This window comes from Streptomyces sp. NPDC036813 (assembly GCF_055609245.1).
The window spans coordinates 377,898-396,839 of the sequence record NZ_JBVJPV010000006.1; the positions used below are offsets into that span (position 1 = coordinate 377,898).

The 18,942-nt window shown below is 73.5% G+C and carries 19 protein-coding genes and 2 pseudogenes; 9 read left to right on the forward strand and 12 right to left on the reverse strand.

The genetic code is table 11. The features are described from left to right. Positions 1 to 424: 424 nt before the first annotated feature. Together ACZ67Q_RS16045 and ACZ67Q_RS16050 are read right to left on the reverse strand one after the other, a co-directional pair. Positions 425 to 741: pseudogene (locus ACZ67Q_RS16045) on the reverse strand (alpha/beta hydrolase); the annotation flags it as partial. Between the two features lie 75 nt (positions 742 to 816). After that, positions 817 to 1,824 (reverse strand): DNA polymerase Y family protein, encoded by a 1,008-nt coding sequence (locus tag ACZ67Q_RS16050; RefSeq protein WP_471181869.1) that lies wholly within the window; start codon positions 1,822 to 1,824, stop codon positions 817 to 819. 86 nt (positions 1,825 to 1,910) lie between these two features. On the opposite strand from ACZ67Q_RS16050, the gene ACZ67Q_RS16055 reads away from it, so the two are divergent. Together ACZ67Q_RS16055 and ku are read left to right on the forward strand one after the other, a co-directional pair. Beyond that, on the forward strand, positions 1,911 to 2,435 hold the full coding sequence (locus ACZ67Q_RS16055; RefSeq protein ID WP_471181871.1) for a DUF6233 domain-containing protein: 525 nt from the start codon (positions 1,911 to 1,913) through the stop codon (positions 2,433 to 2,435). 89 nt (positions 2,436 to 2,524) lie between these two features. Then, a complete protein-coding gene (gene ku / locus ACZ67Q_RS16060) occupies positions 2,525 to 3,622 on the forward strand; it encodes a non-homologous end joining protein Ku (RefSeq protein WP_471181874.1) in 1,098 nt (365 codons plus the stop codon). A 36-nt stretch (positions 3,623 to 3,658) separates the two neighbouring features. Here ku and ACZ67Q_RS16065 read toward each other — a convergent pair whose 3' ends face one another. After that, complete coding sequence (locus ACZ67Q_RS16065) at positions 3,659 to 6,103, reverse strand: ATP-binding protein (RefSeq protein WP_471181876.1); 2,445 nt, start codon at positions 6,101 to 6,103, stop codon at positions 3,659 to 3,661. A gap of 186 nt (positions 6,104 to 6,289) precedes the next feature. Between ACZ67Q_RS16065 and ACZ67Q_RS16070 the strand changes: the two genes are divergently transcribed. Beyond that, the gene (locus ACZ67Q_RS16070) at positions 6,290 to 6,745 is read left to right on the forward strand and encodes a carboxymuconolactone decarboxylase family protein (protein WP_471181879.1); all 456 of its coding nucleotides are present in this window, start codon (positions 6,290 to 6,292) and stop codon (positions 6,743 to 6,745) included. An 83-nt stretch (positions 6,746 to 6,828) separates the two neighbouring features. Next, complete coding sequence (locus ACZ67Q_RS16075; RefSeq protein WP_471181882.1) at positions 6,829 to 7,308, forward strand: iron chaperone; 480 nt, start codon at positions 6,829 to 6,831, stop codon at positions 7,306 to 7,308. Between the two features lie 64 nt (positions 7,309 to 7,372). Here the strand turns inward: ACZ67Q_RS16075 and ACZ67Q_RS16080 are convergent, their stop codons facing one another. The 4 genes from ACZ67Q_RS16080 to ACZ67Q_RS16095 all read right to left on the reverse strand — a co-directional run bounded on the left by ACZ67Q_RS16080 (position 7,373) and on the right by ACZ67Q_RS16095 (position 10,044). After that, a complete protein-coding gene (locus ACZ67Q_RS16080) occupies positions 7,373 to 8,647 on the reverse strand; it encodes a hypothetical protein (protein ID WP_471181884.1) in 1,275 nt (424 codons plus the stop codon). Between the two features lie 79 nt (positions 8,648 to 8,726). Continuing rightward, positions 8,727 to 9,299 carry a dihydrofolate reductase family protein gene (locus tag ACZ67Q_RS16085; protein WP_471181887.1) on the reverse strand — a complete coding sequence of 191 codons (573 nt, stop codon included), beginning with the start codon at positions 9,297 to 9,299 and terminating at the stop codon, positions 8,727 to 8,729. A 147-nt stretch (positions 9,300 to 9,446) separates the two neighbouring features. Further along, entirely contained in the window at positions 9,447 to 9,872 is a 426-nt protein-coding gene (locus ACZ67Q_RS16090; protein WP_471181890.1) for an OsmC family protein, read from the reverse strand. 10 nt (positions 9,873 to 9,882) lie between these two features. After that, positions 9,883 to 10,044, reverse strand: a complete 162-nt coding sequence (locus tag ACZ67Q_RS16095; RefSeq protein WP_471181893.1) for a hypothetical protein — start codon at positions 10,042 to 10,044, stop codon at positions 9,883 to 9,885. A 189-nt stretch (positions 10,045 to 10,233) separates the two neighbouring features. On the opposite strand from ACZ67Q_RS16095, the gene ACZ67Q_RS16100 reads away from it, so the two are divergent. Together ACZ67Q_RS16100 and ACZ67Q_RS16105 are read left to right on the forward strand one after the other, a co-directional pair. After that, positions 10,234 to 10,785 (forward strand): YceI family protein, encoded by a 552-nt coding sequence (locus tag ACZ67Q_RS16100; protein ID WP_471181896.1) that lies wholly within the window; start codon positions 10,234 to 10,236, stop codon positions 10,783 to 10,785. Positions 10,786 to 10,974: 189 nt separating this feature from the next. Then, positions 10,975 to 11,895 (forward strand): LLM class F420-dependent oxidoreductase, encoded by a 921-nt coding sequence (locus tag ACZ67Q_RS16105; protein ID WP_471181899.1) that lies wholly within the window; start codon positions 10,975 to 10,977, stop codon positions 11,893 to 11,895. A gap of 7 nt (positions 11,896 to 11,902) precedes the next feature. Here the strand turns inward: ACZ67Q_RS16105 and ACZ67Q_RS16110 are convergent, their stop codons facing one another. Then, positions 11,903 to 12,361, reverse strand: coding sequence for a GNAT family N-acetyltransferase (locus ACZ67Q_RS16110; RefSeq protein ID WP_471181902.1), 459 nt, complete (start codon positions 12,359 to 12,361; stop codon positions 11,903 to 11,905). Between the two features lie 56 nt (positions 12,362 to 12,417). Here ACZ67Q_RS16110 and ACZ67Q_RS16115 point away from each other — a divergent pair, with 56 nt between their 5' ends. Both ACZ67Q_RS16115 and ACZ67Q_RS16120 read left to right on the forward strand, forming a co-directional pair. Next, positions 12,418 to 13,335 carry an aminoglycoside phosphotransferase family protein gene (locus ACZ67Q_RS16115; RefSeq protein WP_471181905.1) on the forward strand — a complete coding sequence of 306 codons (918 nt, stop codon included), beginning with the start codon at positions 12,418 to 12,420 and terminating at the stop codon, positions 13,333 to 13,335. Positions 13,336 to 13,450: 115 nt separating this feature from the next. Next, the gene (locus ACZ67Q_RS16120) at positions 13,451 to 14,104 is read left to right on the forward strand and encodes a hypothetical protein (RefSeq protein WP_471181908.1); all 654 of its coding nucleotides are present in this window, start codon (positions 13,451 to 13,453) and stop codon (positions 14,102 to 14,104) included. Here the strand turns inward: ACZ67Q_RS16120 and ACZ67Q_RS16125 are convergent. After that, a complete protein-coding gene (locus ACZ67Q_RS16125) occupies positions 14,089 to 15,369 on the reverse strand; it encodes a bifunctional class I SAM-dependent methyltransferase/NUDIX hydrolase (RefSeq protein ID WP_471181911.1) in 1,281 nt (426 codons plus the stop codon). The two genes, ACZ67Q_RS16120 and ACZ67Q_RS16125, sit on opposite strands and share 16 nt — an antisense overlap. 133 nt (positions 15,370 to 15,502) lie before the next feature. Then, positions 15,503 to 16,243: an SDR family NAD(P)-dependent oxidoreductase gene (locus tag ACZ67Q_RS16130; RefSeq protein ID WP_471181913.1), complete on the reverse strand. Its 741-nt coding sequence runs from the start codon at positions 16,241 to 16,243 to the stop codon at positions 15,503 to 15,505. A gap of 173 nt (positions 16,244 to 16,416) precedes the next feature. Between ACZ67Q_RS16130 and ppk2 the strand changes: the two genes are divergently transcribed. Further along, entirely contained in the window at positions 16,417 to 17,220 is an 804-nt protein-coding gene (gene ppk2 / locus ACZ67Q_RS16135) for a polyphosphate kinase 2 (protein WP_471181916.1), read from the forward strand. A 76-nt stretch (positions 17,221 to 17,296) separates the two neighbouring features. Here the strand turns inward: ppk2 and ACZ67Q_RS16140 are convergent, their stop codons facing one another. Both ACZ67Q_RS16140 and ACZ67Q_RS16145 read right to left on the reverse strand, forming a co-directional pair. Then, a complete protein-coding gene (locus ACZ67Q_RS16140; RefSeq protein ID WP_471181919.1) occupies positions 17,297 to 18,196 on the reverse strand; it encodes a universal stress protein in 900 nt (299 codons plus the stop codon). A gap of 115 nt (positions 18,197 to 18,311) precedes the next feature. Further along, positions 18,312 to 18,942, reverse strand: a pseudogene (locus ACZ67Q_RS16145) (hypothetical protein); the annotation flags it as partial.

Sequence of the window (18,942 nt, forward strand, 5' to 3'; positions counted from 1 at the left end):
GTCCCGCCAGGGCGAGCGGGGGTGCGCCCGGGGCGCGTCGTGACGGGGCCCGGGCGGGGTGGGCCGGGACGCGTCAGGACGGAGCCACGGGCGGGGTGCGGGCGCCCGAGGCGCGTCAGAACGGGGTCCCGGTAGGGGTGTGCGCGAGGCACACGGGACAGGGCCCCGGCCGGGGCGCGCCCGGGACGCGTCACGCCAAGGCCCCGGCCGGGGTGCGCCGGAGGCGCGTCACGACAAGGGCCCGGTGGGGGTGTGTGCCCGAGGCCCGGCCGGGGGCGCGTCCGAGCCGCGTCAGAAGGGGGTCCCGGTCAGGGTGTGCGCGAGGCACGTCGGGCCAAGGCCCCGGCCGGGGCCTTGCCCGGGACGCGTCACGACAAGGCGCCGGTCGTGGTGTGCCCGAGGCCCGGCGGGGCGTCCGAGGCGTTCAGGACAGGGGCCTGGGCCCTGGGCGGGGACACGCCCGGGGCACGTCACACCAAGGGCCCGGGCGGGGGTGTCCGGACTGGGTGAGGACGCGGCGCAACCAGCGGCGGGTGCGGGCGTCGCGGGCGGCCTGGCTGAGCGCCGCCCGCGGGGCGAGGGTGTCGAAGCCGTGGCAGGCTCGTGCAGTTCCGCCTGGCCACCCGCCCGCCAGAGGGCGTCGGCGTACGCCACGTCCTCGTCGCGGAAGGTCTCCGCTGAACCGACCTCGGTGTACGCCGCGGGCAGTCGGCAATCACCGGCCCGGCGGCGTGACGCCGCCGACGCTGTCCGCCACACGCTGGTGCGCGCCGGTCGCCGGCCGGGGTGACCCGGGGCGGCCGGCGCGGCGAGTGGTCAGGACGCGTTGCGGAAGATCGCCGCGGGGCCGATGACGCCGGGGCCGAACCGGTCACGGATACGGTCGATCGCACCCTCGGCCACCAGCCGCGCCTCGTGGCCGGCCTCAAGGCTGAGCTGCCGGGCGACCCGGTCGGCGTCGACGAGGTCCTCGCCCTTGAGCGTGATCCGGGTGAGCCGCCCCCGTTGCAGGCCGGCGGCGTCCATCAGCTGGTAGGCGAGGACGCGCAGGTCGTCGTCGTGCGCGGAGGGTTCGGTCAGACGGCGGGTCTTCTCCCAGCTGCCGCCCGCGGCGAAGGACAGCTGCAGGGTCAGGGCGCGGGCGGCCTGGCCCCGGCGGCGCAGCAGCATCCCGAGGCGGACGACCAGTTCCAGGAGGGCGGAGCGGACGTCGGCGCCGTCCAGCGCCTCGCGCGGGAAGGCGTGCCGCACGCTCGCCGAGACGGGCAGGGCGCGCGGGACGACGGGACGCGGGTCGACACCGCGGGCGCGGTCCGCCGCCAGCCGGCCCGCGCGGCCGCCGAGCAGCCGCTGCACGGTGGCGGGCGGGGCGGCCGCGAGCAGCCCGACACAGTGGATGCCGTAGTCGCGCAGCACCTGCGCCTGGCGGGGTCCGATGCCGTGCAGGGCCTCGACGGGGAGCGGGCCGAGCCAGTCCGTCACCTGGTCCTGACCGACGGCGAGGACGCCGCCGGGCGGCGCGATCTGTCCGGAGGCGGTGGCGGCGACGGTGATGGACGGTCCGATGCCGACGCGGACGTCGACGCCGAGGCGGGAGATGGTGCGTACCCGCAGCATCTCGCCGAGCCGGCGCGCGTCCGTGCCGTGGTAGCGCAGTGCGCCCTTGAGCTCGACGAGTGCCGCTGACGGCGGCAGGGCCTGCACGACCGGCGACAGCTCCGTGAGCTGCTCCAGGACCTGCCGGTACGTCTGCTCGGGCAGCCGGTCGGGGCAGCGCACGTGCATGACCGTCGCCGTCTGACGTGCGGGAACGTCGGCGTCCATGGTTCTCACCTCCCACAGCCACGATATCGAACGGAAAATCGAACACGCGAGTGCGAAGGGTGGATCTTGGGCCTAGAATCAAAAATATGTTCGACGACCTGCCGCCCGACCTCGACCGCCTGCACACCCTGCGGGTGTGGCACGCCATGTGGCTCGAGCGCATCGACCGCAAGATCGCGGCGATCCAGCGGCGTCAGGCCGAACAGGAACGCGGTCGGCGAAACAGGCCCGCGCGGCCGGAGTGGATCGTCCAGCTCGGCATCGGCGCCGGGCGCCCGGCGCTCCAGGTGCACACCGGCGACTGCCGCATGGCCGGCTCCCGTCACCGCCCGATCGGACGTGACGAGGCCCGCCGTCTGCTCGCCGGCGGCCTGCCCGCCTGTGTCCACTGCCGCCCCGACGCGCAGTTGCAGATCATCGACTTAGATCCGCCGTCCTCTCTTCCCGGCACACCGTGGACGTCGGCCCCTCGGACCGCGTGCGCCACGGTCAGCGCCTCGCCGCGCCGCTTGTACCAAGGGAAGCCCCTCCGGCGCGCAGGCGCCTGGCAGCCGGGGCCCCTCCCCCGCACGCCCGGAGCGCGCGGCCGCACTCCCCGCGTTCTACGTTGAGGGGGAGACAAGCGCTCGCGTCCAGGCGGCCCCCCGGCCGGTGAGGCCGCTGACGGGCGTACGGGCGGTCCGGGACGGAAGGGTCGGTCATGGCGCGCGCGATCTGGACGGGTGTGATCACGTTCGGGCTGGTCACGGTACCCGTCGGCCTGTACTCCGCGACCGAGGACCACACCGTCCACTTCCACCAGCTCCAGCGCGGCACCGCGGACCGCATCCGCAACCGGCGGGTGAACGAGCGCACCGGCAAGGAGGTCGACGCCGACGACATCGTCAAGGGGTACGAGGTCTCCAAAGGCGAGTACGTGATCGTCGAGCCCGACGAGCTGGACGAGATCGCGCCGGGCCGTTCCCAGGTGATCGAGATCAGTGACTTCGTCGACCTGGACGCCATCGAGCCGGTCTACTTCGCCCGTACCTACTACGTGGGCCCGCGCGGCGGGGAGTACCAGAAGGTGTACGAGCTGCTGCGCGCCGCGCTCGCCGAGGCGAACAAGGCGGGCATCGCGACCTTCGTCATGCGCGGCAAGGAGTATCTGACCGCGCTGCGGGCCGAGGACAGGGCCGTGGTGCTGCAGACCCTGCACTGGGCCGACGAGGTGCGCGACCCCGGCAAGGAACTGCCCGGGCTGCCGTCCGGGCGGGCCGCGCGCGGCAAGGAGCTGGATGTGGCGCTGCAGCTCGTCGACGCCCTGAGCGCCCCGTGGGAGCCCGGCCGCTATCGCGACACCTACCAGGAGAAGGTGCGGGAGCTGGTGCAGGCCAAGGCGCAGGGCGAGGAGATCGCCCTCGCCGAGGAGGCGCCGGAGGCGACCAATGTCATCGACCTGATGAAGGTGCTGGAGAGCAGCCTGGACAACGCCCGCTCGTCCGGAGGCGGACGCAAACGGCAGGGCGGAACGGGCAGCTCCCGTGAGGCACCGTCCGGCCGCGCCAAGGCGTCGGGAAGCGGCAGCCGCGGCACGGGGGCCAGGAGCACCGGCTCGAAGAGCACCGGCCGCGGCACGGGGGCCAAGGACGCCGGCGCACCGAGCGCCGGCCGCCGCCGGGACGCGAAGCGTGAGCTGGCCGGGCTGAGCAAGGCCGAGCTCTACCAGCGGGCCACCGCCCGGGACATCCCCGGCCGCTCGAAGATGAGCCGCGAGCAGCTCATCGACGCCCTCTCCTCGCGAACGAGGGCCGCCTGACCCGCCGCCCTGTTCCCCCGTCCGTCGCCCGTCCCGTCACCCCGTCCGCAGCTCCCGCAGCAGTGACTGTCCCGCCGCTCGGTGGTCCGCGGCCGCGGCCGGGTCGCTTTTCTCGAGCAGGGCGGCGATGCCGTCGTGGGCCAGCGCCTCCTCGTGGCGGTTGCCGAGCCTCGGGGCCAGCTCCAGCGCCTGCCGGTGCAGCCGCAGGGCCTCCTCGGGCAGGCCCGCGAGGCGGCAGGTCTCGGCGTAGCCGTTCAGGAAGTGGATCTTCCAGTGCTCCTCGAACAACTCGTCGAGCAACGCGAACGCCTCCCGGTGGCTCGCCAGCGCCTCCTCGTAGCGGCCCATCCGGCGCAGGGCCACGCCTTGGCAGTTCAGGCACCAGGCCTGGTTGTGCAGATGCCCGTCGGCCCGGGCCACCGCGAGCGCTTCCTCCAGCTGTGCGGCGGCCTCGTCGGGCGCCTCCTCGGCGATGGCGACGCCGAGGGTGATGCGGGCGGCCAGGGCGGGCGGCCAGGCGGCGTCGGTGTGCGGGACGGCGAGCACGTCACGGGCCCGCTGCGCGGCCTGATCACGTTGTCCGAGCCGGAGCATCGCCCAGGCCTCGGCCGCGGCGGCGTCGGCCGCGCCGGTGGCGAAACCGGCCTGCTCGTACAACGTGCGGGCCATCCGGAAGAGGTCGAGCGGTTCCTCGGCGTCTCCCGCGTCCCAGCTCAAGTAGCCGCGGCGCAGGGTGAGTTCGGCCTCGGTGCGGACGTCGCCGGCCCGGGCCACCAGGGCACGGGCGGTTTCGTAGGCGTCGGCGGCCTCCGGCAGCCGGCCGGCGTTGTAGCGCGCGAAGCCCAGGTCGCTGTGCGCCTCCGCGAGTCGCAGCGGGTCGCCGAGGCGCTCGGCGGCGGCCAGCGACCGCTCGAAGAGGAAGTTGAGGTGCATGGTGCCGCAGCGACGCGCGAAGTAGGCGCGCAGGAAGCGCGGCAGCTCGCACACGTGGAGGTCGGCGCCGACGGCGGCCGCTGTTTCGAAGGCGGCGATCAGGTTGGCGTACTCCGTCACCAGCCAGGCGAAGGCGGCGTTCTTGTCCGCGAACCGGGGCAGCGCGGCGGGGGGCGGGCCCGCGGTGACCGCGTGGCCGGGCGTCAGGAACGGCATCGCGGCGTCGGCGGCGGCCGCCGCGTGCACGTAGTAGCCGAGGACGCGGCCGAGGGCCCGTTCCCGCTCGGCCGCCGGGTCCTGCTCGGCGGCGGCGCGGCGCGCGTGCTGGTGCACCAGGTCGTGCAGCCGGTAACGGGCCGCCGTCGGCTGCTGGACGAGGTGGGCGTCGAGCAGGTCCTCCAGCATGGCCTGTGCGGTGCGCAGGGGCACGTCGGCGAGAGCGGCCGCCGCGTACTCGTCGAACGACTCGCCGGGCAGCAGGCCCAGCATGCGGAACAGGCGGGCCTGCGCGCGGTCCAGCTGCCGTACGGACATGGCGAACGCGGTGTCGAACTCGCTCGCACCCTCGGCCATCCGCTCGACGAGGATGCCCACCGTCCAGCCCGGCCGGTGCCGCAGCCGTGCTCCGGCGAGCCGCAGGGCGAGCGGCAGATGACCGCACAGCCGCAGCACCTCGGCAGCCGATTCGGGGTCGCGGGCGAGGCGGCCGCCGGGACCGCCGCCGTCGCCGCTGGCGCGGGCGAGGAATTCGGCGCTCTCCTCGGGGCTGAGCACGTCGAGCGAGAGCGGGGGCACCTCGTCCAGGCCGAGGAGCCGGTTGCGGCTGGTGATCAGCGCGACGGAGTCTCCGGCGCCGGGCAGCAGCGGGCGGACCTGCTCGGCGTCGGCGGCGTTGTCGAGGACCACGACGACCCGGCGGTGGGCGAGTTCGGCGCGCCAGCAGGCGGCGAGCTGTTCCAGGCCCTCCTGCGGGACCCGCTCGGAGGGGACGTCGAGGGCGCCGAGCAGCATGCGCAGCGCGGAGTCGGGGTCGAGCGGGGGCCGGCCCTCGGTGAAGCCGTGCAGGTCGACGTACAGCTGGGCGTCGGGGAAGTCGGCGGCGAGCCGGTGCGCCGCGTGCACCGCCAGGCAGGTCTTGCCGACGCCCGCCATGCCGTCGACGCAGACCGCGCGGTGGCCGGCGACCACCTCGAGCAGGGCGGTGAGCTCGTCCTCGCGTCCGGTGAAGTCGGGGACGTCGCGGGGCAGGTCGTTGCGGGGCCGCGGGCGGCCCTGGCGGCTGCTCTTCGGGGGCGCCGGCAGCGGGTTCGAGGTGCGCTCCCACAGCGGGCGCAGGGGGCGCGGGTCACGCTTGACGAGACGGCACAACGCGACCACGGCGGGCCAGGGCGGCACGGTCTGCCCGTTGAGGTAGCGGGAGAGGGACGACGAGCTGAGGCCGGTGTCCCGGGCGAGGGCCCGCACGCCGAGGCCGGACAGTTCCTGCAGCATGCGCAGCCGCGCCGCCAGCTCGTCCTGTGGTCCGGCCTGCCCCGCCCGTCCGCTCACGTCCACCGTGTTCCCCCCGCTTCGCGTCCCGTGGCCGCAGAAGTCTCCCCGGCCAAGTAGCCGCTGGTCAAGGCTGTTTCGGCTGTCCCGCGGTGTCCCATCGCCATGGTCGCGGGGCGGCGGCCGGGCTGTCATGGAGTCACGCCCCGACGCCAGCGGGGCACCGAACAGGCGAAGGAGCCACCCATGCGGTCCCGTATGCAGAACCCGGCCGTCGTCCTGCCGGACGCCATGCAGCCCATCCAGCAGCTCTTCAAGACCGTGCACTCCGGTGGTGTGGACGGGCAGGTCCTGGAGCTGGTGCATCTGCGGGTCAGCCAGATCAACGGCTGCAGCGCCTGCGTCGACGGCGGCGCCAGGACGGCCCGCAAGGCGGGGCTGAGCGACGAGCGGCTGGCCACGGTCGTGGCCTGGCGGGAGGCGCCGTACTTCTCCGACGAGGAGCGGGCGGCCCTCGCGCTGGCCGAGGCGGCGACGCGGCTGGCCGACCGGCCCGACGCGGTGAGCGACGAGATCTGGGACACGGCCGCGACCTGGTTCGACGAGAAGCAGCTCGCCGCGATCGTGCTGATGATCGGCGTCACCAACCTGTTCAACCGGCTCAACGCCACGACCCGGCAGATCGCCGGCGCCTGGGGATGACATCGCTCGCCGGCCGGGAGGGACCGGCGAACTCGCCCCACACTGAAGCCCATCATGATCCACATCCCAGGAGGGAACCCGCAGTGACCGAGACGAGGAAGCCCGCGAAGAGCGCCCAGGCCGCCGACGAGCCGGCTCGGGGGTTCACGGCCGAGGAGCGGGCCGCGATGAAGGAACGCGCCAAGGAGGTCAAGGCGTCCGCGCGCCGCGGCTCCAAGGCCGCGAAAGCCGCGGAGGACGAGGCCGCGGTGCTGGCGAAGATCGCCGAGATGCAGGAGCCGGACCGGGTCATGGCCGAGCGGGTCCACGCCGTCGTCAAGGAGAGCGCGCCGCAGCTCACGCCGAAGCTCTGGTACGGGATGCCCGCGTACGCCCTGGACGGCAAGGTGGTCTGCTTCTTCCAGAGCGCGGAGAAGTTCAAGTCCCGGTACGCGACGTTCGGGTTCAGCGACCAGGCGAAGCTCGACGACGGCAGCATGTGGCCGGCGTCGTACGCCCTGACCGGGCTGAGCGCCGCCGACGAGGCGCGCCTCGCCGAGCTGGTGAAGCGAGCGGTGCTCTGAACGACGACACCCGACGGGGTGGCGCGGGCCCGCGCCACCCCCGGTGCGTGACCGTCCGGCGCGGTTACGAACCGTCGGCGTGGACGGCGTAGACGTACCGCTTGCCGGCGTACTCGCTGAGGTTCCAGATCACGGACTCGCTGTAGGCCCAGCCGGTGGTGGCGCTGCTGTGGAAGCTGAGGTCCTCGCAGCCGACGGCCAGGTTGCACACGGCGCTCGCGGTGGAGGCGCCGGAGGTGAAGGTGCGCAGCGATCCCGCGGAGGAGCCGTTGCTGGTGGAGAGGTAGTGCTTGGTGTTCTGGGAGACGACGCCCTGGATCTTCTGCTGGGCGACGGTGACGGCTTCGGACGCGGTGGGCGACGAGATCTGCCGGTTGGTGTAGTCGAGGTTCCAGCGGACCACCTTGGGCGTGGTGGTGGCGACGCCGGTGCCGCTGTAGGTGCCGTCCGTGTAGTCCACACTGCCGGACACGGAGTACTCGCTGACCACCAGCGAGTCGGGGCTGCTGGCGCGGTCGAGGCCGATGGCGCTGTAGCGCACGTACTTGCCGGTGTTGTCGTAGGCGGCGCTCTGCGGCAGGACGTACTGGTAGGAGTAGCCGTAGTACTTGCCGTCCGTGTGCAGGCCGCACACGTCCTTCTCGGCGGTGTCGACCGTGAACATCTTGGTCAGGTCGAAGACCCGCAGCCCCTTGTAGGTGTCGACCATGTAGAGCAGGTCGCCGTACCACATGATGCCGCCGGCGTGCCGGCGGACGGGGTTGAAGGAGTACTCGCCGGACGACGTCTTGACCGGCTCGACCAGCAGGACGTGACGGTAGGTCGGGGCGGCGGCGTTGGTGGTGTCGACGAACGTCAGCCGTACGCCCTTGTCGATCGGGTACTCGTCGACGCCGTCGCCGTTCGGGTCGGTCTCGAAGTACCAGGAGACCGCCACCACGCGGTTGGAGCCGTTCGACGGGTAGAGGCCGTCGGCGTAGGCGTCGGCGCTGGTGGTGACGCCCTGCGGGATCCAGTAGTCGACGGTCTGGTCGCCGCTCTCCCAGGTGAAGCCGGCCGCGAACGCCTGGACGGTGCCGGGCGCGCTGGTGAGGCGGGTCGCGCTGCGGTTGGTGTCGGCGATGACGGCCGTCGCGTTCACCGTGGGGAGGTTGGTGGCCAGTCCGGCCACGAGGTCGGCGTATGCGCCGTAGCTGTTGCCGGTTCGGTAGGTGAGGCCGAACTGGCTCGCGTCGATAGTGGCGGCCTCCGCGACGGCCGGGAACAGCGCGCTGCCCGCGGCGGCGGCGAACGGTGCCGCCGCCATGCCCTTGAGGATCGCCCTCCGTGTCATGTCCATGGGGCGGAAACCTATGCGCACATGATCACATGGCACAACTCCGCCCCCGGACCGCCGGCCGGACGGCCCGGCCGGGCCGTCAGCGGACGACGTCGAAGATCTGCTTCTGCAAGCCGTTGGCGTACGCCTCGTGCTCGACCAGCTTCAGCTTCTGGGCGTCCTTGTCCGTGGCGCTGAACAGGCGCTTGCCCGCGCCGAGGAGCAGCGGGAAGACGAGCAGGTGGTAGCGGTCGATCAGTCCGGCGTCCGACAGGCTGTGGTTCAGCGCGGCACTGCCGTGGACGATGATCGGGCCGCCCTCGGTCTCCTTCAGCGCGGCGACCTCGTCGAGCGAGCGCAGGATCGTCGTCTCACCCCAGTTGGTGACCAGGTCACCCTCGGTCAGGGTCGTCGAGACGACGTACTTGGGCATCACCTTGTAGTCGGCGAAGTCCGCCATGTCCGGCCACACCGGGCTGAACGCCTGGTAGCTGACCCGGCCCAGCAGCATCGCGGTGGCCTCCTTCTGCTCCTGGCCCTTGAGGGCGTACGCCTCGGGAAGGAACTCGACGTCCTTGAAGGTCCAGCCGGCGTTGCGGTAACCGGACTCGCCGCCGGGAGCCTCCATGACACCGTCGAGCGAGACGAAGGCGGTGCTGATCAGGGTGCGCATGGTCGTTCCTCCGGGTCGTGCTTCTCAGCGGATGCGTGGTGCGTGCGGTGCGCGCGCCGCCTTCACGGGGTCGTGCGCACCAGCCGTCTTCTTGGACCGCCGATCGCGGGAAAACTCATCGGCAGTGGCGGGGAACCTTTTTCGGAGTCACGTCTCCGTGATCGTCGCGGTGACGGGCGTGCCGATCTCGACCGTGCGGCTGACCGTGCAGAGCCGGTCGTGGGAGGCTTTGACCGCGCGCGGCAGGATCGCGCGGGCGCGCTCGGCCTCCTCGCCGTCGGGGAAGGCGACGGAGAACGTGACGGCGAGGTCGGTCAGCCGGTTGCCCTGCTCGTCGCTGACCTTGTGACCTGTCACGGTGACTTCGAAGCGGTCCGGTGCGGCGTGGCGGGTGGTGGCGACGTCGACGTCGACCGCCGTGCAGCCGCCGATCGCGGCGAGCAGCAGCTCGACCGGGGTGAACGCGGCGCCCTCGGTGGCGAAACTGATCGTCCCGCCGCGGGCGTTGGTCGCGGTGAAGTGCCCGCTGCCGGTTCGCTCGACGGTGACGGAGCGCAGGGAGTCTTCGGTCATGGCACGGACCCTAGTACGAGCCGGTGCCGGGCGGTGCCCGGGACATGGGCGCTTCCGCGATCGGCAAGCCGTCCTCCATCGTGACGAAGCCGGTGGCCGGCTGCCGCGGCGCGTCGGTGAGGGTGTCGTGGCCGCGGGCCCGGCCCAGCACCAGGTCACGGGGTGTTCGCATCACGGGCGGCCATGGACCGCGAGCGAGCCGACAGCGGCGAGACGATGATGCGGCGTCACCGGTCAGGGTGCAATCCTCTGCGGCCACGCGCGTTCGGCAGGGCCGGGAATCGTCGGCCCCCTAGCGTGTTGCGGGAACGATCCCGGCGGCCCGCCCGCCGGGATCCGGATCCTACGGAGGCACCTCACCATGACCGTCCCGCTCCCTGAGCTCACCGGGGACTATGTCCTCGACCCGGCCCACACCCGGATCGGTTTCGTCGCCCGCCACGCCATGGTCACCAAGGTGCGCGGGGTCTTCCACCAGTTCGAGGGCACCGCGCACCTGGACGGCGCCGACCCGGCCAGGTCCACCTGCCAGGTGGTGATCAAGACGCAGAGCATCGACACCGGCGTCGAGCAGCGCGACCAGCATCTGCGCACCAATGACTTCCTGGACGCGCCGCACTTCCCCGACATCACCTTCCGCACCACCAAGGTCGAGCAGAGGTCCGACGCCGAGTACCGGGTCACCGGCGACCTCACCATCAAGGACACGACCAAGCCGGTCGCCATCGACTTCGAGTACACCGGCAACGCCGTCGACCCCTACGGCAACCTGCGCGTCGGCCTGGAGGGCAAGGTCACCATCTCCCGCAAGGAGTTCGGCGTGACCTGGAACGCGGCCCTGGAGGGCGGCGGCGTACTGGTCGGCGACAAGATCGTCCTGGAGTTCGACATCTCCGCGATCAAGCAGGGCTAGCGGCGCCGGCCCGGCCGGCACCCCTGCGTCGCGGTCCCTACCGGAAGCGATCACGCGGCGCGGTCCTCGACGTCAGGACCGCTCCGTCACCATGCCGTACGTCGTGGGCCGACGACCGAGCACACGGACGACGCACAGAGTTCACGAACGGGGCGGAATTGCTTGTGGCGCGGGGCAGTTGACGTCGTCATGACTGTAGGAGTGACCATCGACACGCCCGGTGCCGCGCTGACCGTGGACGAGGTGGTGCGGCAGGTGCGCGAGGCGCGGAAGTCCGGCGTCAAAAGCGTCTGGTTCGGCCAGACCTTCGGCTACGACTCCCCCACGATCGCCGCGGTCGTGGGCCGCGAGGTGCCCGACATCCACCTCGGCACGTCCGCGCTTCCGGTGTTCGGCCGGCATCCGCTGCTCGTCTCGAGCCAGGCGCAGACGGTGCAGGCCGCCACCGGCGGGCGCTACCACCTCGGCCTGGCCCTCGGCACCAAACTGTTCACGGAGGGCGCCTTCGGGCTGCCCTTCGAGCGGCCCGTCGGCCGGCTGCGCGAATTCCTGCTGGCCCTGCGGCAGTTGATCGAGACCGGACGTGCGGACTTCGAGGGCGAACTGATCACGGCACGCACACCCCTGCCCGCGACCGTGCCGGGCGCCGAGCCCGTCGTACCGCTGCTCGTGGCCGCGATGGGGCCGCAGGCCCTGCGCGTCAGCGGCCGGCTCGCCGACGGGATCCTGCCGTACCTGGCGGGGCCGCGGGCCCTGGAGCAGCACATCGTGCCGACGCTCGTCCGCGCCGCGGAGGAGGCGGGACGCCCCCGCCCAAGGGTCGTCGCCTTCGTGCCGGGTGTGGTGACCGGCGACCCCGACCGGGTCCGCGCCACGGCGCACGAGGCGCTCGGCTTCTACCAGCAGATCCCGTCCTACGCCCGGGTCATCGAGCAGTCCGGCGCCACCCATCCCGCGGAGCTGGCGGCCATCGGCGACGAGAAGCAGCTCGCCGAGACGGTACGCCGTTACCGTGACGCCGGGGCCACGGAGGTCGTCGTCGCCGCCGGCGAGATGGGCGGCCCCGAGGACCGGCTGCGCACGTGGGAGGCGCTGGGCGAGCTGGCCTGACGTGCGGTCAGGCGCGGGCCGGGAGCTGGACCGGCTCACGCACCATCCACACGTCCACGGGGTCCTCGCGCTGCGTGGTGAACCCGTGCCGCTCGTACAGCCGTCGGGCCGCGCTGCCCTGCAGCACGTTCAGCCGGACGGGGACGCCCGCGCGGTCGGTCCCCTCCAGCAACCGCCGCAGCACGGCGGAGCCTACGCCGTGGCCGTGCAGTCGCGGGGCGAGGAAGAAGTGCTCCAGCCAGTGGGCGTCCTCGGCCGGCCGCAGCGCCACGCAGCCGGCCAGGGCGCCGTCCACCTCGATGACCCAGGTGTGCGCCGGCTCGAACCGGTCGCGCAGGCGCTGCCGTACCCGGTGCTCGTCGTACCGCCCGAGACGCTCCAGATCCGGCCTCATCGCCGCCGCACGCAGTTCGGCCACCGCGCCGATGTCCGCCGTCGCCGCCGGGCGCAGCTCCCAGTCCACCATGATCACTAAGCTACCGTGCCGGGTTCTCGCACGGCCGGCCCATAAGGTGGGCCGCCATGACTCACCCCATGCCGGAGATCACGGCCGACCTCGTACGGGACTTGCTGCGCGACCAGCACCCGGACCTCGCCCGACACCCCGTGCGGCTCGGCGCGCGCGGCTGGGACAACCAGCTGTGGCGGCTCGGCGACGACCTCGCCGTGCGAATGCCCTGGGCGACGCCGACCGCGGACGGGCTGCTGCGCAAGGAGCACGCCTGGCTGCCCGCCCTGGCGCCGCGCCTTCCGCTGCCGGTTCCGGTCCCGCAGCGGCTCGGCGAGCCGTCCGAGCGGTTCCCCCGGCCCTGGATCGTCACCACCTGGGTGCCGGGCATGCCCGCCGACCGCGCCCCCGTCACCCGTGGCGCGCGGGCGGCCCGTGCCTTGGCGGACTTCCTGACGGCGCTGCACCGGCCCGCCCCCGACGGAGCACCGGCCGGCCGTGACCGTGGCGGACCACTCGCCGGCCTGTGCGGGCAGTTCGCCTCGGGGCTGGCCGCGGCCACCGAACGGGGACTGCTGCCAGACCCGGACGCCGTCCGCGCCGTCTGGGAGGACGCCCTCGCCGCGCCCGCGTGGACGGGCCCGGCGCTCTGGCTCCACGGCGACCTGCACCCGGCCAACGTCCTCACCGCGGACGGTACTTTCTGCGGTGTCATCGACTTCGGCGACCTCTGCGCGGGCGACCCCGCCTGCGATCTCGCCGCGGCGTGGACGCTGCTGCCGGACGGCGCCGCGGAGCAGTGCTACGACGCCTACCGCCCGGCCCCGGACACGGCAACCCTGCACCGCGCCCGCGGCTGGGCCGTCCTGCGCGCCCTGGGGTGTGCCCTCATCGGCGAGGCGGGTGTGCGTGGCCGTCCCGGCGGCAAGCCCACCTGGGGACCGCCGGCCCACGCCGCGCTCCGCCGTCTCATCGCGACGGCCCACCGCTGAGCAGGCGTCCGCGAAGGCGGCGCGGCTGCCGTCCACCACGTGAACTCCTCGTGCCGGGCGCGCCGTCGTTCCGCTGGGGTCCTGACGATCATGTCACCGACAACGAACGGACATCATGCACGTCAAGCGAGTACTCGCGGTCGGCGCCTCCCTCGTGGCGCTGGCCGCGACGGCGGGGTGCGGCGGCGGCACCTCCGCAGGTTCCGGCGCCGGCGGGACCGCGCCGGTCTCTGCCTCGGCCGGCTCGGCCACCGCGGGCGGGCCCGCCGGCGGGGGCACGACCGAGCAGGGATCGAGCGGCGAGGGAGCGGCCGCGCAGGGCTTCGGCGGTGATCTGCCCGAGGCCTCGGACATGAACACCCTCTTCCGCTACATCGACCTGTTCACCTCCTGCAAGGACGTGGAGCCGGGCGCGTACTACGACGCCGGTCACGACGCCGAGGACACCGCCTGGGGCACCAAGGAGGCGGCGGACCCCTCCTGGGGCATCGAGGAGCGCGCGGTCTGCAAGGACTTCCAGCATCCCATCGCCCTGCTGCTGGTGTCGGACATGCGGAAGTTCCAGACCGCGGCCAAGAAGAACAACGAACAGTTCGCCGTCGGCAGGAACTACGCGGTCGTACCCGTCGGCGACGACCAGGTCGAGGCCCTGTCGCCGTCCGGACTCGCCTTCCTGACCTGCGACCCGGACTTCTCGCCGCCGAGCGGCCACCGGACGCAGAAGGCGCTCGTCGACGGCTGCGTGCTGAGCGACTACTTCCCGGCCTGACCGACAGCGGCATGACCGGCGGCGTCCTGACCGGCGGCCTGCGGTTGCGCGTCGTGCGGCTCGGCGCCGCGCGGTCGGGCGTCGTGCGGTGGGGCGAAGGGTGTGAAGTGGGCGGGCGGATGGTCGATCGGCAGGTCGGGGCGCCAGGCCGTGAGGATCTGGGCGCTGCACTCGAACAGGCCCGGAGGCAGCGCGTCCAGCGGCCACCAGCTCCAGCCGCCGACCCGCTCGCCCGGCTGGTCGGCGGGCTCACCGCGCCACCGCGTGACGAGCGCTCCGACCGTGATGCGGACGACGCCGCCGACCTCGTCCAGCAGCATGCCCAGCAGGCGGACGTCGGCCGGGTCCGCCTGCAGGCCGGTCTCCTCGGCCAGTTCGCGCACGACCGTCTCCTCCAGCGACTCTCCCGGCTCCACCGTGCCGCCGGGCAACTCGACGGTCCCGCGCCGGTGCCGGCCCAGGAGCAGACCGCGCGACCCCACCAGCACGGCGCCGACCCCGGCCGCCGCGTGCGCGACGGGCGGCATGGCCGTACGGGGACGGGAGGTGATCCGGGCCGGCCTGCGGACCTGGAAGAGCCGGTAGGAGGCCTGGTTGCCCTCCTCGGGCGCGTTCAGCACGGTGACCTCCTCGACGTGCAGCCCGTACCGCGCGAGCAGGTCCGTCCACAGCTCTGTGGTGAGCACCCACATGTGCCCCGTCAGTTCACCGCCGCCGGCCAGGCGCAGGATCTCAGGGCGGGGCGTCACGTCCGAAGAGGGGCCGCTGCCGGTGGAGTTGGTGTGCAGCACCGTGAAGTACAGCCGTCCCCCGGGTCTGAGAGCCGCGGCCAGGGCGGGCAGCAGCCGGTGCGGGTCGATGAAGTGGACGGCGGACAGGGAGCAGATCACGTCGTACGGCGGCGAGGCGCGCAGATGCTCGACGGCGTCGGCCCGGATCAGCCGCAGGCCCGGCAGGTCGCCGTAACGCGCCCGTGCGCGATCGATCTGGGTCGATGAGACGTCGACGGCGTCCACGGCGGCGCGGTGGGTGCGGGCGAGGTGGGCGGCGTGCCGCCCCGGGCCGCAGCCGAGATCGAGCACACGCAGGCCGGTCAGGTCACCGAGGACACCGTCCCCCGGCCCGGTTCCCGCCGGGCCCCAGGCGATCTCGTCCACCTCGGGCAGGGGTGTGGCCCGATCGAGATGATGCGCCCCGTAGGCGTGCCACATCGCGGCGTTGGCCTGCTCGGCATCGGCCGCACCGGCTCCGTCGGGTGCCGTCATCACGTCGCCTCCTCAGGGCTCGTCACCCGAGCCTCGTCACGTCGTCGGACTCGTCGCCGGGCGCCGTCCCCTTCCCGGCCCGCCGAAGAGCGTCGCCCGGATTCTCCCCGGAGAAACTGTTACTGAGTCACCGTCAGGTCAGGTTCAGGCCGCCGTCGAGCATGATGACCTCGCCGGTGAGATAGCCGTGAGCGATCACCATCGCCACCAGCTCGGCCACGTCGGCGGGGCGGGCCGGTCGGCCCATGGGGGCTCGATCGCGCCACAGTGCGTGGGCGTCGGCCCAGTCCTTCGTCATCGGGGTGTCCACCAGACCCGGTGCCACCGCGTTGACCCGCACGCCGGGGGCGAGCGCGGCCGCCAGCAGCCGGGTCACGTGGTTCAGCGCGGCCTTGCTCGCCGCGTACGGCACCGACGAGCCCTTGGGGCGCACCCCGGCGTGACTGGTGATGTTCACGATGCTGCCGCCGGCCGGCGCCGCGCGCAGCGCCGCAAGGGCCGCGGTGCACAGCACCCACGGCGCGATCAGGTTGACCTCGAGCACCTCACGCCATTCCTCCGGGGCGGCCGCGGCCAGGTCGTGGTGCGGGACGGGCCGGCTGATACCGGCGTTGTTCACCAGGACGTCCAGCCGTCCGTACCGGTCGAGGGTCGCCTCGACCAGCCCCCGGGCCTCGTCCGCCACGGCCAGGTCGGCACGCAGATACGTCCCGCCGAGCTCGGCCGCCAGTTCCTCCCCGGCCCGTGTGCTGCGCCGTGAGTGCACCACGACCCGCATGCCGTCCGCCGCCAGCCGCCGTGCGACGGCCTCTCCGATACCCGACGTGGATCCGGTGACCAGCGCGACGGGCCGCTCCTGACGCTTCATGCTCATCCGGCCGATCCTGCCATCGCGGCCGCCGGGCCCGCGCACCGCCCGCCGCGCACCGCGGACGGGTCGCCGGCCGGGCGTGCGGTGACCGCCTGCGGGCGCCGGCGCGGCGCGGGTGCCTACACTGCGAGCGTTCACGTCAGCGGTCCCGGGCAGGGGCCAGGAAGGCGGGCGACATGGCCGACCGGCAGGTGGCTAAGGTGCCGCGCAAGGTCTACGAACAAGAACTGCTGCGGCTGCAGACGGAGTTGGTGCGGCTGCAGGAGTGGGTACGGGCGGAGGGCGCCCGGCTGGTCGTCGTCTTCGAGGGCCGGGACGCCGCCGGGAAGGGCGGCACCATCAAACGGGTCACCGAGCATCTCAACCCGCGCGCCGCACGCATCGCGGCCCTGCCGACGCCTACCGAGCGCGAGCGCACCCAGTGGTACTTCCAGCGGTACGTGGCGCACCTGCCCGCCGCCGGGGAGATCGTCCTGTTCGACCGGTCCTGGTACAACCGCGCCGGTGTGGAGCATGTGATGGGCTTCTGCACCAAGGAGGAGCACCAGCGCTTCCTGCACCAGTGCCCCATCTTCGAGCGGATGCTGGTGGAGGACGGCATCCTGCTGCGCAAGTACTGGTTCTCGGTGAGCGACACCGAGCAGCAGGAGCGGTTCCGCAAGCGGCTGGAGGATCCGCTGCGCCGGTGGAAGCTCTCCCCGATGGACCTGGAGTCGATCACGCACTGGGAGGCGTACTCCCGGGCCAAGGACGACATGATGGTGCACACCGACATCCCGGAGGCGCCCTGGTACGTCGTGGAGAGCGACGACAAGCGGCGGGCCCGGCTCAACATGATCGCCCACCTGCTCGACTCGGTGCCCTACCACGGCGTGCCGGAGCCCTCGCTCCAACTGCCGGATCGGCCGCCGTCCACGGGGTACGAGCGCCCGCCGCGCGAGCTGCGGACCTACGTCCCGGATCACGCGGCCGGTCTGTGACGTCCCCGCCACCGCCGAGGTCGGCGGCGCGGGCCGAGGCGGCCGCCCGCCGGCCGATCGGCGCGGGCCTCGGGTCTCAGGCGTGCGGGACCAGCGCGACCGGGCACCGCACGTGGTGGATCAGCGCGTGCGCGACGGGCCCGGCGTGCGGGCGGGTGGGTGTGTGGCGCCTGCGGATGCCCGCCACGACCAGCCCCGCTCCGCCCGCCGCCCGGACGAGGACGTGGGCCGGCCGCCCTTCGTGCAGGTTCTCCCGGACGGCCACCGCGGGAAACCTCTTCCGCCAGGGCGTGAGCAGCCGCGCCAGTTCGTCTTCGGCGAGCGCCCTGGCCCGGGCGCGCTGCTCGGCGGCCGTGAGGCCCGGGGAGTACGGCACGTGCCAGGCGTGCACCGCCCGCAGCGGCGCCCGGCGCAGCTCGGCGGCGCGGAAGGCGAAGTCCAGCACTTCCTCGTAGACCCCGTCGACGTCGACGGCGACCGTGACGTCACGGAACGGGGTGCGGTCCGAGGGCTGCCCGTCGGGGTCGCGCAGGTGCTCGGTCTCCGCGGTCTCGTCGGCCCGGACCAGCACGATGGGCCGTTCCATGCGGGCCGCTGCGGCCATCGCGACGGCGCCGGAGACGAATCCGCTCAGCCCGCTGCTTCCCTGGCTGCCGATCACGAGGAGGTCGGCACCCTGAGCTTCGGCGAGCAGCGCCGTCACGGGCGGCCCGGCGACCTGCTCGGCGGAGACGGCCAGCCCGGGATACCGCCGGCCCAGCTGCCCCAGGGCGTGTTGCAGCACCTGGCGTGCGTGCTGCTGCGGAGCCCGCACTCCCGGCACGGCGGTCTCGCTGCCGCCCTCCGGCAGGCCCCCTTCCCAGGCGTGGACGAGGCGCAGGGGAACGCCTCGGCGCAGGGCCTCCCGGGCTGCCCAGTCCGCCGCCGCGCTTCCCTCGCGCGAATCGTCCACGCCGGCCACGACCGACCTGATCACGGCCCTCACCTCCCTGGCCATCCGGTGCAGTGCGCGCGAAGGACGGGCCGTCCCCGGGCCGCCCCGGAGGCCGGGGCGGAGGCCGGCTCGGGCGAAAGGCGCACCTCTCCGCCCGTCACCAGGGTCCCTCGGGGAACGACTGCGGGAAAGGCGTGCTGGTCCGGTCGGGCCCCTCCCCGCCTGTCGTCGTTGTCCAGGGCCGGGCCTCGGCGTAGTCGCGCTGGTGGTCCGCTGCGGCCGTGGCGGCGGGGTCGCGGGGCCCGGTCTCCTCGGGGGCGGCCCCGTGGCGTCGGCGCAGGACTTGCAGCAGCGGGCCGAGGGGCGCCTCCGGGAACGGGGTGCCCGACGTGGTGGACGTGCCGTAGCTGTCGTGCAGCCAGAAGGCCCACTGGGCGGTGGTCGGCGCCACCCGGAACTGGTCGACGAAGGCGCGGTAGGCGTCCGCGAACCGGTCCGCTGCCGCTTCCGGCGACTCCCCCGGACGCAGCGGCGATTCCGGCTCCGCGGGTTCGACGGCCGGCTCCGGGGCGACAGCCGGCGCGGGCAGGGCGAGCCGGAGGTCGCCCGCGCCCCGGCGCATGCGGCGCAGCGTCTCGGCCACGGGGGCGGCGGGCGCCTCGCCGTCGGCTTCGGTACGGCCGGACGCCGCGCCGATGCCGGCTGCCGCGAGGCCGGCGGGGGCGGTTTCGGAGAGGGGGACGCCGTAGCGGGCGAGGCGCAGTGGCATCAGGGATTCCACGGGGGCC

Excerpts from the sequence above, each read along its gene's own strand:
- ACZ67Q_RS16050 (WP_471181869.1), bottom strand. The coding sequence starts at position 1,824 with ATGGACGCCGACGTTCCCGCACGTCAGACGGCGACGGTCATGCACGTG.
- ACZ67Q_RS16055 (WP_471181871.1), top strand. The coding sequence starts at position 1,911 with ATGTTCGACGACCTGCCGCCCGACCTCGACCGCCTGCACACCCTGCGG.
- ku (WP_471181874.1), top strand. The coding sequence starts at position 2,525 with ATGGCGCGCGCGATCTGGACGGGTGTGATCACGTTCGGGCTGGTCACG.
- ACZ67Q_RS16070 (WP_471181879.1), top strand. The coding sequence starts at position 6,290 with ATGCGGTCCCGTATGCAGAACCCGGCCGTCGTCCTGCCGGACGCCATG.
- ACZ67Q_RS16080 (WP_471181884.1), bottom strand. The coding sequence starts at position 8,647 with ATGGACATGACACGGAGGGCGATCCTCAAGGGCATGGCGGCGGCACCG.
- ACZ67Q_RS16085 (WP_471181887.1), bottom strand. The coding sequence starts at position 9,299 with ATGCGCACCCTGATCAGCACCGCCTTCGTCTCGCTCGACGGTGTCATG.
- ACZ67Q_RS16090 (WP_471181890.1), bottom strand. The coding sequence starts at position 9,872 with ATGACCGAAGACTCCCTGCGCTCCGTCACCGTCGAGCGAACCGGCAGC.
- ACZ67Q_RS16095 (WP_471181893.1), bottom strand. The coding sequence starts at position 10,044 with ATGCGAACACCCCGTGACCTGGTGCTGGGCCGGGCCCGCGGCCACGAC.
- ACZ67Q_RS16100 (WP_471181896.1), top strand. The coding sequence starts at position 10,234 with ATGACCGTCCCGCTCCCTGAGCTCACCGGGGACTATGTCCTCGACCCG.
- ACZ67Q_RS16105 (WP_471181899.1), top strand. The coding sequence starts at position 10,975 with ATGACTGTAGGAGTGACCATCGACACGCCCGGTGCCGCGCTGACCGTG.
- ACZ67Q_RS16110 (WP_471181902.1), bottom strand. The coding sequence starts at position 12,361 with ATGGTGGACTGGGAGCTGCGCCCGGCGGCGACGGCGGACATCGGCGCG.
- ACZ67Q_RS16115 (WP_471181905.1), top strand. The coding sequence starts at position 12,418 with ATGACTCACCCCATGCCGGAGATCACGGCCGACCTCGTACGGGACTTG.
- ACZ67Q_RS16120 (WP_471181908.1), top strand. The coding sequence starts at position 13,451 with ATGCACGTCAAGCGAGTACTCGCGGTCGGCGCCTCCCTCGTGGCGCTG.
- ACZ67Q_RS16125 (WP_471181911.1), bottom strand. The coding sequence starts at position 15,369 with ATGACGGCACCCGACGGAGCCGGTGCGGCCGATGCCGAGCAGGCCAAC.
- ACZ67Q_RS16130 (WP_471181913.1), bottom strand. The coding sequence starts at position 16,243 with ATGAGCATGAAGCGTCAGGAGCGGCCCGTCGCGCTGGTCACCGGATCC.
- ppk2 (WP_471181916.1), top strand. The coding sequence starts at position 16,417 with ATGGCCGACCGGCAGGTGGCTAAGGTGCCGCGCAAGGTCTACGAACAA.